Source organism: Chloroflexota bacterium, from assembly GCA_034717495.1.
Taxonomy (GTDB): domain Bacteria; phylum Chloroflexota; class Anaerolineae; order JAAEKA01; family JAAEKA01; genus JAYELL01.
The window spans coordinates 1-16,678 of sequence record JAYELL010000032.1 but is presented as its reverse complement, the minus strand read 5'-3'; the positions used below and the strand labels follow the sequence as shown (position 1 = coordinate 16,678).

General features: G+C 59.0%; 11 protein-coding genes. 5 read left to right on the top strand and 6 right to left on the bottom strand.

Annotation, left to right across the window (positions count from 1 at the left end; genetic code table 11):
* From U9R25_06240 to U9R25_06220, 5 genes are all read left to right on the top strand, one after another.
* Positions 1-850 (top strand): integrase (locus tag U9R25_06240; GenBank protein MEA3335492.1); only part of this gene is annotated, 850 nt, incomplete at its 5' end.
* An 813-nt stretch (positions 851-1,663) separates the two neighbouring features.
* A complete protein-coding gene (locus tag U9R25_06235) occupies positions 1,664-1,957 on the top strand; it encodes a ribbon-helix-helix domain-containing protein (protein ID MEA3335491.1) in 294 nt (97 codons plus the stop codon).
* Positions 1,954-2,388, top strand: coding sequence for a type II toxin-antitoxin system VapC family toxin (locus U9R25_06230; protein MEA3335490.1), 435 nt, complete (start codon positions 1,954-1,956; stop codon positions 2,386-2,388). Before U9R25_06235 ends, U9R25_06230 begins: the two co-directional genes overlap by 4 nt.
* A 185-nt stretch (positions 2,389-2,573) precedes the next feature.
* A complete protein-coding gene (locus tag U9R25_06225; protein ID MEA3335489.1) occupies positions 2,574-2,744 on the top strand; it encodes a hypothetical protein in 171 nt (56 codons plus the stop codon).
* A gap of 163 nt (positions 2,745-2,907) precedes the next feature.
* On the top strand, positions 2,908-4,053 hold the full coding sequence (locus U9R25_06220) for an integrase core domain-containing protein (GenBank protein MEA3335488.1): 1,146 nt from the start codon (positions 2,908-2,910) through the stop codon (positions 4,051-4,053).
* Between the two features lie 375 nt (positions 4,054-4,428).
* Here the strand turns inward: U9R25_06220 and U9R25_06215 are convergent, their stop codons facing one another.
* The 6 genes from U9R25_06215 to U9R25_06190 form a co-directional block, all read right to left on the bottom strand.
* Positions 4,429-6,627 carry a hypothetical protein gene (locus U9R25_06215; protein ID MEA3335487.1) on the bottom strand — a complete coding sequence of 733 codons (2,199 nt, stop codon included), beginning with the start codon at positions 6,625-6,627 and terminating at the stop codon, positions 4,429-4,431.
* A gap of 59 nt (positions 6,628-6,686) precedes the next feature.
* Positions 6,687-8,816, bottom strand: coding sequence for an AAA family ATPase (locus U9R25_06210; protein ID MEA3335486.1), 2,130 nt, complete (start codon positions 8,814-8,816; stop codon positions 6,687-6,689).
* The gene (locus tag U9R25_06205) at positions 8,817-15,089 is read right to left on the bottom strand and encodes a DEAD/DEAH box helicase (GenBank protein ID MEA3335485.1); all 6,273 of its coding nucleotides are present in this window, start codon (positions 15,087-15,089) and stop codon (positions 8,817-8,819) included.
* Positions 15,086-15,493, bottom strand: coding sequence for a hypothetical protein (locus tag U9R25_06200; protein ID MEA3335484.1), 408 nt, complete (start codon positions 15,491-15,493; stop codon positions 15,086-15,088). The genes U9R25_06205 and U9R25_06200 overlap by 4 nt, the downstream gene beginning before the upstream one ends.
* Before the next feature lie 49 nt (positions 15,494-15,542).
* Entirely contained in the window at positions 15,543-15,860 is a 318-nt protein-coding gene (locus U9R25_06195; GenBank protein ID MEA3335483.1) for a hypothetical protein, read from the bottom strand.
* Positions 15,861-16,227: 367 nt separating this feature from the next.
* Positions 16,228-16,678, bottom strand: a 451-nt coding sequence (locus tag U9R25_06190; GenBank protein MEA3335482.1) for a hypothetical protein, incomplete at its 5' end; no start/stop codon positions are given.

Below are 16,678 nucleotides of genomic sequence, written 5' to 3'. Positions count from 1 at the left end.
TCACTTCAAACGCCGGCTCAAACCCAATACCCTTTCCCTTGTGCGTGGTGCTACCGCCGACCTGACTCGCAGCAAAGCCGATCTCATCGCCGAAAACGCCCTGCTGCGCCAGCAACTCATTATCCTCCAACGCCAGAGCAAACGCCCCAAACTCAACAACTTCGATCGCATCAAACTGCTGTTGCTCGCTCGCGCCACTCCTTTCTGGGAGCAAGCGCTGCTCATCGTGCAACCCGATACCCTTCTGCGCTGGCATCGTGAACTCTTCCGTTTCATTTGGCGACGAAAGTCCAATCCCAAGTCACAATCACCGAGAATCCCTGCTGAGACCATTTCACTCATTCGGCAAATGGCCGCGTTTTCACTTGACAAACACAGGGCGGAACGCATTCGGGGCGAACTCCTCAAACCGGGCATCAAAGTCAGCAAACGCACGGTCCAGAAGTATATGGCACGTAATGATACGCCAAGCCCTTCAGGTCAGACCTGGGCCACCTTTTTGATGAACCATGCCCCCCACATCTGGGCCTGTGATTTCACCCAGGTCTTCGACATCATGTTCCGCTCCCTCTTCATCTTTCTCATCATTGAACATGCCAGCCGCCGTATCGTGCATGTTGCCGTCACCTCTCACCCAAGCGATGCCTGGGTGGCGCGGCAATTGCGGGAAGCCACGCCCTGGGGCGAAGGACCCAGGTATTTGATACGTGACAATGACCCCAAGTTCGGAGGGCATTTCTCGGCAGTGGCAGCAGGGACGGGCATCATAGAAATTCGCACGCCAATTAGCGCTCCCAACGCGAACGCTTTCTCGGCAGCCTTCGTCGCTAGTGCCTGGACCATGTCCTGATCCTCAAGGAGCGCCACCTGCAGGGAGTCACATAGGAATACTTGAACTATTACCATCAGGCTCGACACCATCAAGGTTTGGACCAGAACATACCCGCCCCGTCTGGCGCAGAGCGGCCGCAGACAGGCAAAGTCGTGGTTTTTCCTGTGCAGGGAGGGTTACACCACGACTACCGCCGCGCGGCCTGAGCGCAGACCCGAAAGGGCAAAGGGGCACGGTTTTCTACTGGGGGCCAAAGCAAGGGGTGTCAACGCGCTCTAATGCTGCTTTCGCACGCCAGGTGCATGGCAATTGTTGCATTTCGTCGTTCTGTTGCTGGGGTGGAACATTGTTTTGACCATGTAACTGCTCAATTGGAGTCGCTCGACCCAAGCGCACTGATCATGTTCTCTCTTACTATCCGACGGCAACATCCTCCAAAAGCGAACGGATGTGCTTGGTAGCCAGCATGGGGCAGAACGGTGGGGACGAGATAGATGATAAATTCAGAACCCTCAGCAACTGTTTCTGGATTCGATTCACCCTGCGCCACCGCCAAGGTGCGCATGATGTCCGCGGCGGAGGCATCCAGCACGACGGATTTTGGCGTTTTTGCAGGCAGGAGACATCACGTAAGATGCGCAACCAGTGTGCGACGGCGCTTGTCGGTGAAGGTCAGCGTTACGCCCAGACGCTGGGCATGCTGACGGGGAGTCTCTTGGAAGCGAACGATGGGCATAGGACTATCTTCAGTGAGTGAAAGTTGATTATTGACTTAGTACGGAAATAAGCTATAATAAAGACGTAACGAAGATATGAAGATATTATGAAGTTATCCATATACACGCATGGAGGATCAAAAAGATGACTGCTAAAGTGATGATTTCAATGCCTGAAACCTTTTTGGAAGAAATCGACCGTCGCGCCAGGGCCGAACAGCGCAGCCGTAGTGGATTTTTACGTGAAGCTGTGCGCTTCTACCTGCGCGCACAGCAAGGGGCCTTAGCGCCGGGCGAATTGCCCGAAGTGCAGCAGGCTGTCTCCATCCAGGACCAACTGGCGGCAGCGGCCACAGACACGGTGACCGATAGCACTGACGTCTTGCGACACTGGCGGGATCGGCGATGAGGAGACAACGTCTGGTGGTGGACACTTCCGTCATCATCAAATGGTATCGCCAAAATGAAGTGGATGCTGAGGTGGCTTTGGCCATTCGCAGCGCTTATCTGGCTGGTGACGTGCAGTTGGTGGGGCCTGACCTGGCGCTGACTGAATTCGCCAATGTCATGCGTTACATGAAAGACCTTAGCGCCGAACAGGTGCAGCAGGCGGTGGACAGCCTGTTCGCCATGCGCCTGACCTGGCTGGCGCCCACCACTTCCGTGCTGAATCGAGCTGTGGCCATCGCCCGTGAGCATGAAACGCCGGTGTACGATGCCCTCTTCGCTGCGGTGGCCGAAGATCTTTCCACGCTGTACGTGACCGCAGATGGCCGTTTTGTGAAACGGGTGCCTGATCTGGGCTACGTCAGACCTCTGGCGGGATTTCGCTTGCCCTGACATCATCCTGCTTCCATCCGTGTTTGTCAGCATTTGTTTGCGTCCTATTGTTGTCCTCGCATGCGAACGGCCGTGCTGGCTACTTGGTACATCCGTTCTGATTTGAGCACTCCCTTCGCTTGATTTGCAGGCGACAAACTGCTATCCTCCCGCTTTCACATCTCCAAAACGGGAGCAGCAGCGACATGCTATCAAACATCCGTCGATTACTCGATGCCGTGCAGTTTCACTTCAAACGCCGGCTCAAACCCAATACCCTTTCCCTTGTGCGTGGTGCTACCGCCGACCTGACTCGCAGCAAAGCCGATCTCATCGCCGAAAACGCCCTGCTGCGCCAGCAACTCATTATCCTCTAACGCCAGAGCAAACGCCCCAAGCTCAACAACTTCGATCGCATCAAACTCCCGTACCCTGTAAAAACCTCATGTGATGCCATTTGGTGCTCGAAAACGTGCCGAATCGGCCTTGTAGCCGGTATAATCCAACCTTCAAACCCGAATCATACATGAGGATGAAGGCATGATCTGGTACATATTTGCGCAGTTGTATTCGACGCTGCTTGAGCTACTGCGCCTCTCACGAATATCAGCAGATGAAAAAGATCTTGAAATCCTGGTTCTACGCCAGCAATTGGATGTGATGGGGCGTAAGAACAATCAGGTGGTGAGGCCGAGCAAGGAAGAAAAATGGTCGCTGGCTGTGTTAGCGGCGACTCTGAAAAAGCGAGGGTGCCTGACGACCAGTCAACTAGGGAGGGTGATACGCATCTTCAAGCCAGAGACGGTGATCGGCTGGCACCGGGAACTGGTGCGACGAAAGTGGACGCAGACGCCGGTGAATCAAGGCGGAAGACCACCGATTAGCGATGAACTGAGCGAACTGATCGTGCAACTGGCAGAAGAGAATACCCGATGGGGCTATGGCAAGATCGCTGGCGAGCTGCAGAAATTGGGCTATGATGTATCCATCAGTACCGTGCGCAATGTCCTGAAAGCGCACGACATCTTGCCTGCGCCGGTGCGATTTGGTTCGATAGGCTGGCGAACCCTGATGAAGCACTACAAAGAGCAACTACTGGCCTGCGATTTTTTCACCGTGGAGACGATTCGGATGCAAACGCTGTATGTGTTCTTCTTCATCGAGCTGGGAACTCGACGAGTCTACATGGCGGGCATTACCGAACACCCAGATGGTGCTTGGGTGACACAGCAAGCTACCTCACGGACCGCCTGCTGGCGCCGGAACACTTTGTGGCTGCTGGATGAGCGTGAGTCCGATACAGAATTGCGATGCTTGATCAGGGACAATGACAAGAAATTCACCTTATCATTCGATGCTGTGTTCGAGTCAGAGGGGATATCGGTCATCCGCACACCCTTCCAGGCACCCAACGCCAATGTCCACGCCGAAAGGTGGGTGCGTACCGCTCGAGAAGAGTGTCTCGACCACCTCTTGATCTGGAGTGATGACCATCTCAGGCGCGTGCTCCACGAGTTCGTCGACTACTACAACTCCCGGAGACCGCATCAAGGCTTGGCTCAGCAGTCGCCCATGCCGCGCACCCCACCTGATCTTGCAGGCCCTGTCGCCTGTCGCCAAGTGCTGGGCGGCATCATCAACGATTACTACAGAGTTCCGAACAATTTGGCGACACAATCCGTCTGAGCTGGGAGGGGGGAGTGAAAAGGAGAGTATGCAGGGGTGCCGAAGCTGATGGCTCGGGCATCTTGGTTATTGCCGAATAACAGAAATGTCAGCCCTTCGTTAGTGCTAAATGTTCAGCTTGCCCTCGACGCGACTTTTTTGCTCATTTCGGAGAACGCCAAACGGCCTTGGAATACAGTGTCAGACGGTCTCAAAGCGGGATTGATTGGTTCGGATGGGGAATTTACACGATACGGGCACTGGCGTCGATGCCGCAATCTTCACCATCACGCGATGTAATGACACATGGGAACGTCGGATCAAGGATTTAGTCCGCGGTTTTAGTAACAGCTCGCAACGCCGATGGATTCCTTGGTCAATTCCGAACCAGGCGCGTCACGCCTGCCTGCCCATTTCCTCGACCTGTCGACCTATCTCGACAAGCCTTCCCAGCAGATTTCCCCTAAACAACAGGTGACGAAACTCCTCAACCTTCGCCCTGTCGAGCCCCTTTGTGTGGGCCGCGCCGTTGCGGTATTCGTCGGCGACTTTGAAGACATCGCTGCCCAATTGCTCCAGCCACGCCGCGTCATACCCTAACGTTTTCACATACGCAAGCACCACCTTGTTGGCAGGATCGTGATCGCCCGCTTTTTTCAAGAGTTGCCCGATGTCCCCCAGGCCCAGGTCTTCAAACCGCTTTGACCAGCCATTTTTACCATACTTCTTTATCTGCTTCCTCCCCTGCAACGCGCCGGAGTATTTCCGTTTGGTCAGATAAACCACCAGTTCCTCAAGCAAGCGCTTCTTCAGCTCGTTCTCCACCACCTTGGCGTATTCCACGGCGATCAGGGCTGAATCGATGTCGGTCGCCACATCTGGGCTGGCGTGGTAGAAGGTCTCTGCCGTTAGCAGAAAATGCTGCGAATCCGATTCCAAATTGCCGTATACTTCCTCTCCCAACTCAACGAGCACGCGACCGTGAGCTGCGCGCCAAAACGACGGCTGAATCCTTGAGCCCTCCTGTACCAGGTTGTGCAGATTTTCGAAGAGGTCATCGTAAGTTCGCTCCTCATCTTTTCGTTGCGTAAGTTGCCTCTGGGCACGCCGTTGGGCGTCCGCCACCTGCTGCAGTAGATCTCGCTGCACCATCACCTCGTCCAGCAAGAGCTCCTGGCCCGCCAGCAACTGAGGGATACCGGTAAGGATCACGTCGCGCGCCTGGCGATTTAAAGCCTGGTCGACGGCCAGCTCCAGCATCGGAATCACCCAGGCTTCCAACTGATCGGTCGCTCCGAGGTCGGCCAGTCGCCGGTAGTGTTCCAACGCCCGAGACCACTCCTGTTGCATCAATGCACTCTCCGCCAGCCAGCGGACAACACTGGTTCGCGACGGATCGAATTGCTCCGCTCGCCGGAGATACGTCTCCGCTAGCGCATGCTCGTCCCGTTTTACCAATAGCCTGCCGGCCGCTTCAGCCTGGTCCGCTAGTTGGCCGTTACTAATGTCTACTGATAGTCGATCGTCGAACGGGTCAAGATTCATTGAATTCTTTATGAGCTCCAGCCACTGCGGTAGCGCTTCACCTGGATCGAAATCTTCCCCCAGGTAGAAGTAAGGAAACCAGTACCAAAACCATTTCGCTGGATCCTCGGTTTGTCGCAGATAGTCGTATCCCTTGAGATAGGCTTTTATTGCCCCGCCGTTGTTACCATCATTATAGTAGAGGCAGATACCCAGGTGGGTGTTCGCAAGAAACAGATCTTCCGGATCCCCCGATTCCCACTTGACCGCCTCTGCATACCATTCCTGGCCCGTTTCGGTGTCATCACTCATGCGTATTCCGACTATGTTGAAATACCAGGCCCGTTTGTCCTCAGGCACAATCCGGCCCAATTCCTTCAATTGCCCGAAAAACCGTCGCAGGCACTTCTTAGTCGAAAAGTAATTCACTTCAAGACGCCCATCAAAAAGGGTCGTAAGGAACCCCTCGAGGTAGTAAAAAAACTCATCGCTTTCAGTGATTTCTTCAAAATACTCAACGATCTTTATCTGAGGCGTCTTGGACGCTTTGAGAGCATCCATCTCTCCCTTGATAGTGCGCAGCGACTCCATTTTAGATTCAAAGTCCGAACGTTCCTTTATCTTCTCCATCATCTTTGCAGAGAGTGCACTACCTTTTTCTCTGTACAGGTGGTAATCGGCCCACGACTGCTCTGGATCGAACGATTCACCAAGGTCGTCCAACAAGAGTAGGGTCAACGCGACGTATCCGGGAATGAATTCTCCACCTGCAGACATTCCGAGTTCCTTGACCGCGAGCTCCTTCATCCGTGGGTCATCCACAAAGGGTAGACTGCACCAGCCAATCTGAAACGAGAGCCAGGATTCATGGTATGGCGCGAATTCTTCAGCCTCCTGAAAGCACTCTAAAGCCTTCCTCAGCCAGATCTTCTCCTCTTCCGAAAAGGACTGACCATCGTTGCTCGACGGTGCCCTGTCGTACTCCTCCAGGTGAGCAAGTCCCTCTCTGATCAGGTCAAGCGCCTCAATAACACCCGATTCGTCCCGGTCCAATCCTGGATAGTTTTGCATGGTCCTATTCGCCTTCTTCGATTTGGCGACGATTTGGGGAAGCGTCACCGCAGCGCCAGCTAAGCATTTCTCGTCCCCTCCACAAACCGGCTCGGCCTGCCATAGCTCGTGATGGTCAACGTCTCACGCGCCCTGGAAGAGGCGACATGCAGCAAACACCGCTCCTGAATCTCGGAATCGGTTTTTTCACTCTCATCATAGGTCCGCGTGTGCCATGCCAGCGGCACGATGCCATCATTCACGCCGGCCACGAACACGTGCGGGAACTCCAGGCCCTTCACACGGTGCATGGTGGCCAGCCGCACACCGGTACTCACATACTCGGGCGTGTCAGCCTGCAGATAGAGATGGTCGATGCCCGCTTCCCGCAGGACCGCCAGGTAATCCTCCATCAACTGACTATGGGTGCGGCCGACGATGCAGATGTGTTCCAGCGGGCCAAAGTCGGCCAGCGCCTGTATCTCCCCGACTAGAAACGTTACTTCTTCGTCCAGCGAGGAGAACTGCCGGACCGTCGGCTTCGGCCCATGCATGAGGGAAACGTATTCCGCCGACGAATCAGCGCCCCCATCCAGATCATCGACCGGTGCATCGGATAGCACGCCGATCGACCAGGTGCGGATCTCCTCGGTGGTGCGGTAGTTGATGCGCAGTTTACGCCCGCGCCCGCGGATGTTGATGCCCAAATGACTCATCACGACCGGCCGGCCATAGATGCGCTGGTGGGCGTCGCCGACAAAGAAGAGGTCGTTGGGCCCCTCCGGGACCATCTGCCTCAATAACCGCAGCTCCTCCGGATGTAAATCCTGCGTTTCGTCCACGACAATGGCACGGTAGGGCAGTATGTCGCCCTGACCCTGAAGGTAAAGCCGTGTCTGGCGGATCAGGTCGATCCACTCGGTCTTGCCCAGCCGGTCGAGCTGCCGCCGGTACTCCTCGAAGACCTGCCAGACCGCCGCCCGTTGTGGTCGACTCAGTCGTGCCCGCCGGCCGCGCCGTAGCGCCCGAAGGTACTCGCTGCGTTCCGAGATGTCCTGCGCCTGCACCACGTACTTCCATTCGTTCTGATAGAAGGCTTGATCCCAAAGGTCCTGTCCAACGGCGCTGATGGCGTTTTCCCAACACCGGTCCACTTCCTCGTCTTTGGCTATGGCTATACGAACCCCCTGCGATCGCATGAGCTGAACCGCCCAGGCGTGCAGGTTGGTGACCTCGATGCGCTTGAATTCAGGACCACACAACGACTGCAGGTTTTCGCTGATGTTGGTGGCCAGGTTGCGCGTATAGGTTGTGAACAGGACGCGCTCCGTCGGCGCCGTGAACACCTCCCCGGCCAGATGGCGAGCCCGGTGCATGGCGACTACCGTTTTGCCGGTGCCTGCGCCGCCCAGTACCCGCGCCGGACCGTTGAAATGACGGCGGACGAGCCTGGCCTGGCTTGGATGCAGAAACACCCGCCATTTCTCCAGCGGCGCATTCAGGATGTCGATCAGTTCGTCGGCCGATTCCACCATTACAAAGCGCCGAAGGCTGTCCGGCTGCTGCAGGGCAGTTTCCAGGTCGGTGACGTCCACCATTTCGGGCTGGCGAGCAGTAGACACCTCGGCCAGCGCCTGGTCAATCGAATAGTCCAGGTTGGCCACCCAGTAGAGCGCCTCCCAGGCCTCCTCAGGCAGATACGACTCCAGGCCGTCCAGCTCGTCCGGCGATCGCAATGCGCGTACGGCCGGCAATAAGGGCGCAGGCAGACCCGTCCGCAGGAGATCATCGTCGCTGAAGGTGTCGAAGGGTCCGTAATCCTCCAACTCCCTGGTTTCGACGCGTTCTTCGGTCCGCGCCTGCACCTCTTTCAGCTCCTCGGTGTCGATCACCTGCAGCGCGCCGGTGACAGGGTTGACCTCGAAACGTTTGTTGCGCGCCCAGGCCATGGCCTTGTCGTGATGATCGACCCAGGCCAGCAGATAGACATCGCCCTGGTCCGGATGCACAACAATGGCGCGGTAGGCCAGGTCGATGCGCACCGTGCGCACCCTGTCGTCCCGCACATCGTGGATGGGCTCGTAGTTGATGCTGGCGGCGGTGGGATTCGCCTCGAAGCGGGTGATGAACTCGCGCACCTTTTTCTGCTGAGCGCGCGGGATGCCGGCGAAAGCGGTCAGGAAATCGGCGGAGAGTGCGACTTTTGGCATTTAGGCCACCTCATCAGAACGCTGTAATGCCTGCAACATGGCATCGGGATCGTCGCTGGAATGCACGCCCCAGCCTTGCGCCAGAAATGCGTCACGGTCCGATTGCTGCGCGGGCAGGAAGACGGCCACTTGCGCTGCCTCCCAGGCCAGTTCACTCATGGCGACGACCTGACCGGCCTCATCGGCCAGTTCATACCCAACCACCGGCGCAGGCAGGCCGGCGGCATGGCAGGCGTCCAGCAAGGAACGGCAGGCAGGATCGGCGTAGTCGAATGCGTCCTGCCATTCCGAGGAAAGCACTTCGCCGGGTGCCGGCTGTTCTTCCGGCTCAGCAGGAGCAGCCGGGGCTTGCCGGGCGATCTCTTCTGAAGTGGCAGCCGCGAACAGCGGCAGGAACTGGAAGATATTGGCGAACAGCCAGAAGCGCCGCCAGCTCCTTTTGAAGACGTCGTTTCCGCGTGCATCCGCCCGATCATCCAGCCGCAGCGTGACGGCAATGGCATCCACCTGGCGCTGCTGCAGATGCTGTTGGCTGATAGTGACCAGCCGCTGGTTGAAGAGGTGCTCGCTGATGCCATACATCTGGTCACCGTCGGGCGCACCGTAGGGAATGTCCAGGTCGGGCGGTGCAGGCTCAGTGATCAGGGCTGTGCGCATGCCAGCCAGCAGGTCAGCAGTCACCGGTGGCCGTTGATCCAGCAAGGAGGCGGCCACGGCACCCGCATACGCGCGGATATCATCCTCTGCCGGCGCGGACAGGTAATCAAGCAGTTGCCGCACGGCGTTGGCGTTGTGCCACTGGCAGGGCGACCCACCGGCCATCCTCCTGAGCAGTTGGCGTTGCACCGTGCCGAGAAGCGGGCCCGTCTCGAGAGCTTTTTTTTCTGCAAACTCTTCCACGTCGTCCCAGGTGATCGACCAGGTCCAGAATCGACCGGACTCCACCAGGGCCCGGCGCTTGCGCAGGTCGTCGCCGACCCGACCGCTGGCGCGGTGGGGCAGAACGTGGTAGGCAAAGCCGTCGGTGAGGACAGCCACGGCTCGCTGGCCTCGTCCGCTTGCAGTGTGAGGCCAGAGTACAAAATCGGGACGGCTGGTGATTTCCACGCCCTGATCGGTTCCGACCCAGACCTGCGGTTCCACCACCCATTCCTGCTCGCCGATCTTCAGCAGCCAGGAGCGCTTCCCGTTGTAGATGAGCGGCGAGAACGAGACGCTGGCGCTGTCCTTCGCCCAATCGGCCAGCGCATCCACGAAACGCTGCTCCAACTCACTTTCCAACACGCTGTGCAGATCCGCTCCGGTGAGGGTAGCCACCCTCTCCACGTGCGACCAGTTGGCCAGCACTTGCTGTACCAGTTCCAGTCCCAGTTGCCGGGAGAGCAGCTCATGGTTGCCTTGCCGGTAGGAATAGAGACAGCGGTAGCAAGCCTTTTTACCCCCGTCGAGACGACAGGAGCAACTGGCCAGGGCGTCCCGCGCCAGTTGCAGCACGTCGCGGAAGGTGTCCGGATCGGTCAGGTCCTTCAGGTAGCTTGTGCCGCCGGGCACCTCGTCGTAGACCATGAGGAAACGGCGCTGAACGCCATCCAATCCCACTTCTGTGTGCGACCACATGGACAGGTGATCGGGATCGCCGCCCAGGTGAAGGCGCAATCCCAGAGCGAAAGAAGCGGCGAAGGTCTCCAGCTTCTCCGAGACGAGCGTGGTCGACACCGGCAAGAGAATACGCAGCGCTTCGGAGCTCATCTCGCGATAGAGGTAGATCTCTTCCCACTCGACCTGCCCCTTGCCCGCCTTGGATGCGCATGAGCGAGTGTGTTTGACCTGTATCGACTGATGCTCGTCAACCATGAACGGCTGGATCGCGCCGCAATCCCGACACACCTTGAATCCCTGCACCGGGCGTTCCTGTCCGGCGATTTCGATCTTGGCTCCAAACGTTTCGACCGGACCAAAATTGATTTGCCGCAGCGTGACCTCAGAAAAATGTTCCAGGCCGAAGGGCAGATTAGGGATCAGGACGGCACCGCTGGAATCTTGCGGGCGAAGGTGGAAAAAGTGTTCGGTCTGATAGCTGGCCTGCTCCCGCTCGTCGGTGTCGTCCCGCGCCTGGCTCTCATACTGATCCGACCACGACGACGCCTGCTGGAAGCGCAGCATGTTGTGCTTCTGGCCAACATCGGCCCAGCCTGAGGAGCCACATTTCGCGCACGAGGCGCTGTAGTGGTGCGTCTGCACCAGCTCCATGTAGCCGCACTGATCACAGAATTGCCACTGCTCCACAGATTTGTCCCGGCCTGGAATCTCCACATGATCAACCTTCAGTTTGCGCCCCTCCGCGTAGAAGGTATTGAAGGGGGCCAGCTCACGAATGGCCAGTCCCGCAGGGCGCACATACTCCTTCACCAAATAGCGCTTGCCGCTTTCCTGCTGGTCTACCTTGAAGCCGGTGATGATGGCCCGCAGTTTGACGCCGCTCTCGGGAAAGGCGTAGTTCGGCAGCAGTCCGGCGTCGGTGAAGAAATTGAGGATGTACTGGCCCTCGATGCGCTTGATCATATCGATGAACACGTTCATCTCCTGCTCAAGCCGCAGCAACTCCTTTTCCGGCTCCTGGTACTCAGCCGGGTCGGCCTCGATCTGGTCGTGCTGGCGCTTAACCGACTTGTAGGCCGCGCGCAGCTCATCGCGCTCTTCAACGGTCTCTGCGATGGCGTCACGCACCGCCGCTGGCAGTTCATCGCTGAGGGCGCAGGCCCGCAGCAGCGATTGGTTCTCTGCACTCACCACCGGCCCGAACATCTCCAGAAAGGCGTCGATGAGCTCCTGCCGGCTGGCCTCGTAGAAGTCCAGCACATCTTCGGGGAACCCTCCTTTGGGGTATACGCGCAGCATCTCCTTCACGTTGCGGGGCAGGCGTTTCACGTTGGTATGGGTCGCTGTCCAGATATCCATCGTGAAAGCCAGCAGTTGGCGCTTCAGGATACTGGGCGCGTCGAGAAACAGGCCTGGCGGCGTGACCACGCCGGCGATCATCTCCAACGGTTCGTCGTAAAAGTAGAGATCGTGCGGCCGGGCGTTGGCCAGGGTCAGGACCAGCGAATTGCCCGTTTTGCGCCCCGCCCGGCCAATGCGCTGCAGGTAGTTGGTGGTGGAGGGTGGCACGGAGATGGCCATGGTAGTCGACAGGTCGCCAATATCGATGCCCATCTCCAGCGTGGGCGTGGCCGAAAGCAGATTGGTGGCGTCGGCCCGTTCCTGGTTCTTGAACTCCCGTTCCACCTGCTCCCGCTCCTTCCGGCTGAGCAGGCCCGTGTGCTCGTGGGAAAAGACCCGCTCCACCTCGCCCCGCTCGTACAACGCCTGGTAGTAATGCTGCTGGCCGCGCGTGTCCGGCTGATAATGCCCGTCGCATTGGTAGCTCAGGCAGGTCTGTGCCAGCCAGTGCGCCTCTTCGCTGGCGGGCACCGTGTGCTGCTGGTTGCAGACATCGCAGCAGATGCTGGCCGTTCGCGTCGTCACCAGGATGGTCGCCGGGTCCAGGCCGTAGGCATGGTCGTTGCCCCGCCCGTAGGAGCGCAGCAGGCCAGCCTCGACAAGCCTGGACACGGTGACCCTGTAAACTTCGTTGATCTCCTGAATCCCCAGGTACGACGACAGTGCCCGATGCGCCCAGTCCACATACCAGGTGCGTCGGACACCGCGGGTGAGGTAAAGATCGAAGACGTCGCGCTTGCTCGAATCTGTCAGGAATTTTGGATAGCGGGGGGAGCGCTTGTGAAAGGGCGAGAGCAAGGGCTGCATCTTTTTGCTCAGCATATACCAGCTGCCCTGTTCGTTGGCGTATTTCGCCAGCAAGGGGTGGGCGATGCCGCCGCGCATGCGACTGCGCTCCAGCAGGCCCAGCACAAAATGACGCAGGTTGTCGTCGTCCACCCGCTGCAGCAAAGCGATCTCCTCCCGCAGGATCAGCGCCAGTCGTTCGACCGTCGGGTCGAGTTTGTCTGGATCGATATAGGCGGCGGAGCTGCCCACTTTCTCCAGCGAACGGCCCAGGCGGGCGTTGAATCCATACTCCATGGCCACTTCCCAGGAGAGCCGTTTAGCGAGATCGTTACGCAGGTCAGGCGGCATGGGGCCCGGTTTGCCGTTGATATATTCGACGTAACTGGGCATCTCCTTCAGGTCAGGCGGCATGAAGGTGGCTGCGATGCGCTGCTCAGGGCTGGAAGTTTGCCTCCAGCGAGCGCGCCAGTAGGCCAGAAGCCGGTCGGTGAACTGGCTCAGGACAACTGGATCGCTGCCGTCGCCCAGGCCAGTGGGGTCGCTCAACGCTGCCTGGATGGCCGCGCGCATGCTGAACCGATAGGTGCGCGCGCTGAAGAATGCCGCCCGATGCGAGGCGTCCTGCACGGAGTCGGTGAAGGCCAGCAGCTTTTTGTCGTTGTTGAGAGGGGTGGTGAAGAGATGGCCGATCGCAACCGAGGAGAGGCTGGCCGCCTGGGAGCCGACGATGCTCAGGGCGTTGTCGGTGCCACAAACCGGGCAGCGCTGCAGATCCCGGGGCGGCTGGCCGGCCCGATCGGGTGTGCTCGTCTCGTGGAATAGAACGACCGGGAAGGTCTCTGCGTCGCATTCGGGACAACGCTCGTCATGCCCGATCCAGAGGCAGTCGGGGCAGAGATTCAGGCCGGTTCCAGGCAGGTGACCGGGGCTTTGGCCAGGGTACAGATAGCGGCTGTTTTTGTGATGCTCGAAGTAGGCGTTGTAGATATCCCGCAGCTCATCGCTGATGCGAGTGTCCCCGTCGCGCATGAACGACAGCCAGCCGCTGTGGCCGCATTCCCGGCAGAAATAGGCCGGCAATCCCCGGGGCAGCTGGTCCAGCGCCACATCCTCGCGCCAGAAAAACCCCGGATCGGGTCCGACCTTGCGCATCAGCCGGCTCATTTCCCGCACCCACAGCTGCACCTGCAGAGTCAGAAGCGGCGCGGGATGCCCGGCGCTTTCCGGCGCGCGGGCCTGGGCAATCAGCGCCAGAAAGGATGCCAGCAACAGGTCCTGCTCCTCTTCGGGCTGCTCGGCGACCTCCGGTTCCCAGCGGCCCAGGCGCGTTCGAAGGTCCTCCCACGCCACGATTTCGCCTTTGGTTACGGCCAGCAGGGTGTGGAGAAAGTTGTGGCTCTTCAGCGCTTCACCCAGGGCAAAGGGATCGAGCGACTGATCGAACCACAGCTGGCACTGGCGCTCGGCATAGACCTCGGCTGTCTCCCCTGGGCGCTCGCTGAGGCCGTCGACATCGCTCGGGATGTCGAATAGGGTGGGCTGCTCCGGCAGGAACTCATCCAGCGGCACCAGGCTTTCCTGAATGACAGCGTGCTGGTCAAAGGTTTCCCCGAAGATCTCGCTGGCAAAATCGGTGAGCTTTTCCAACGCCTGCTCGCTGCCGCCGCCGATGGTGGCCGACGTGCCCACAGGACACAGGCTGCCTTCAGGCGTGCGCAGGCGCGCCTTGAGCCGGCGGATCAGGCAGGCGACGTCGGTGCCCTGAGCGCCGTCATAGGTATGCAGTTCATCCAGAACGAGAAAGCGCAAGGTGTCCGGCTCGTTGCCCGACCACAGGGAGCGGTCCCGCGGCCGCAGCAGCAGGAAGTCCAGCATCTTGTAGTTGGTCAGCAGGATGTCGGGGGGATGCTCGCGCAGGGTGTTGTGGTCGTCGATGAGCCAGTCGGGGCCCATGTTCTTGCGGGCTCTCTTCTGCTGGCCGCCGATGAAGATGCCGGCTGTCACCTGGTTGCGCAGGCGCTGGTCGTTCCAGAGGATGCTGGATAAACGCCCGGCCTGATCGGTGGCCAGGGCGTTCATGGGGTAGAGGATGATCGCCTTGATGCCGGGCTGGCCCACATGCTGGTGGCAATAGTCGAGGATGGGATAGAGGAAGGCCTCGGTTTTACCGGAGCCGGTGCCGGTGGTGACCAGTGTGGGCTGCGGCACGTTGCCCTGTTGGGCGGTAAGACGCTCGAAGGCCTGCATCTGGTGCACGAAGGGCAGGAACGGTGGCTGGATATCCAGGGGAATCGGCGCGTCCTCGGTGGCCCGCCGGTAGGGCCGCCGCAGGTTGACGTAGGGCCCCTTGAACAGGCCGTTGTCCCGGTCCTGCAAAAAGGCCAGGAGTTCATCCCTCACCACCTCGTCCTGGAAATTGAAGGTGGTGAGCAGGTAGTCAAGCAACGTGGTGTGTATTTGCTCGGCGACGGTTAGTGGGATCATGATTCAGGTCGGTCCGCCGGCATCAGGATCATCTTCCCCATGCCGTCATAGTCATCGGAGCAGGTGAACAGGAATACCTGGTGCTCCTGGACAATGGTCTGGCAGAGTTGAACCGCGGCCTGGCGGCGATCGGGATCGAATTTGACAAATGGATCGTCCAGAAAGATCGGCGGTGTGGCATCGGGGAACATGAGATCGACCAACGCCAGACGTGCGGCCAGGTAGAGTTGATCCTGCGTGCCTTTGGATAGCTGACCAGGAGCCGCAAATCCGTCGGGGTGATCCGGGTCTTTGACCTGGATAGTCAGATCACCGTCCACCGTCGCCTGAGTGTAATTGCCCAGTGTAAGTTTTCCCAGATACTGGCTTACGTTGGGACCCAGGACTTTCTCGGCCTTTTGCATGGTGGTCTCCCTCGCCTGCAACATCACTTCCTGCGCCAGTTCAAAAACCTCAAGTCGTCGCCGGGCATGCGAGTGGCGGCGATTTCCTCAGGCTGGATGGGACATTCATCGCTCTCCACCAGGCCCACCTGCATGTTGCCGCGGGCAAGCGCCACGAACCAGCGGCGATCGCCCTATTCTGGGATGGATGGTTGTCGTTGAACAGGTCGCCGGCGATGAGCAGCATATGGCAGCCATCTTCCCTGGCAAGCTCAACGATGCGGGCAAAGGTTTGCCGCAGTTGCTGGCGGTGCCGGGCGCCCCGTTCACCCAGAAAAGTGAAGGGGGCATCGAGTTGCACATCCGATGTGCGAAGCAGTTTGATCATTGGGTTAGCCCTTGTGATGATATGAATTCCCAAGTTATCCCGAAATTACCAGTATTTCAAAGCGAGTCACCATCCCGCGGCGCCCACCGGAAGCGCTCAGGATGGAAAATCACTTCTTCCGTCACGCCCACTTTCGCTGGGCCCCAGGCGTGCTTAACCTGAATCCCCGCCTGCGCGGGGATGACGTATTCGGTTAGCCCGACTTTCACGAGTTCTAAACGGACGTGGTTCGGGCCGGGTGTCGCATCCACAGGTTTGAGACTGCCACGACAGCCTCCCCGAGCCTCGGCTGTCTCGCAGTGTCAGTCACGGTCTGTGCCCTGTTAACCTCCTCCGTTTGCTCCTGGCAGGCTGCCTGCTGCTTCGCTCAGGCCGATTCTCCGGCATTCTCCGCCAGCCGCTCCTCAAACACCCCCCACGCCCGGCGATAATCGGCCTCACGATCGACAGGCGTGAAAGGCTCCACCATATCGGCGAACTCGGGCTTGCTTTCATTGACGACGATCTCGCCGCGTACGGTTTTCATAGGCACTTCCATGCCCCGCTGGTCGAAGCGTTTTTTGCGCTCGTATTTTTGCAGGACGGGGAACTGCACGCGGTAGATGGTGAGCAATTCCTCCAGGGTGAGGTCCAGGGCCATGGCCGCCAGCACATCGATCTCCACCAGCGCCTGCCGCCGTTCGAAGGGCGTGCGCAGGGCCACATGCCGCTGCCAGCCGGGGGTGAGATCCTTCCAGGGAGCAAGACGAGGGTCGGATACCGTCCAGTCGTCCTGATTGAAGGCTGGTTCGTACAACTCCTCCCACAGGTCGGTGTAG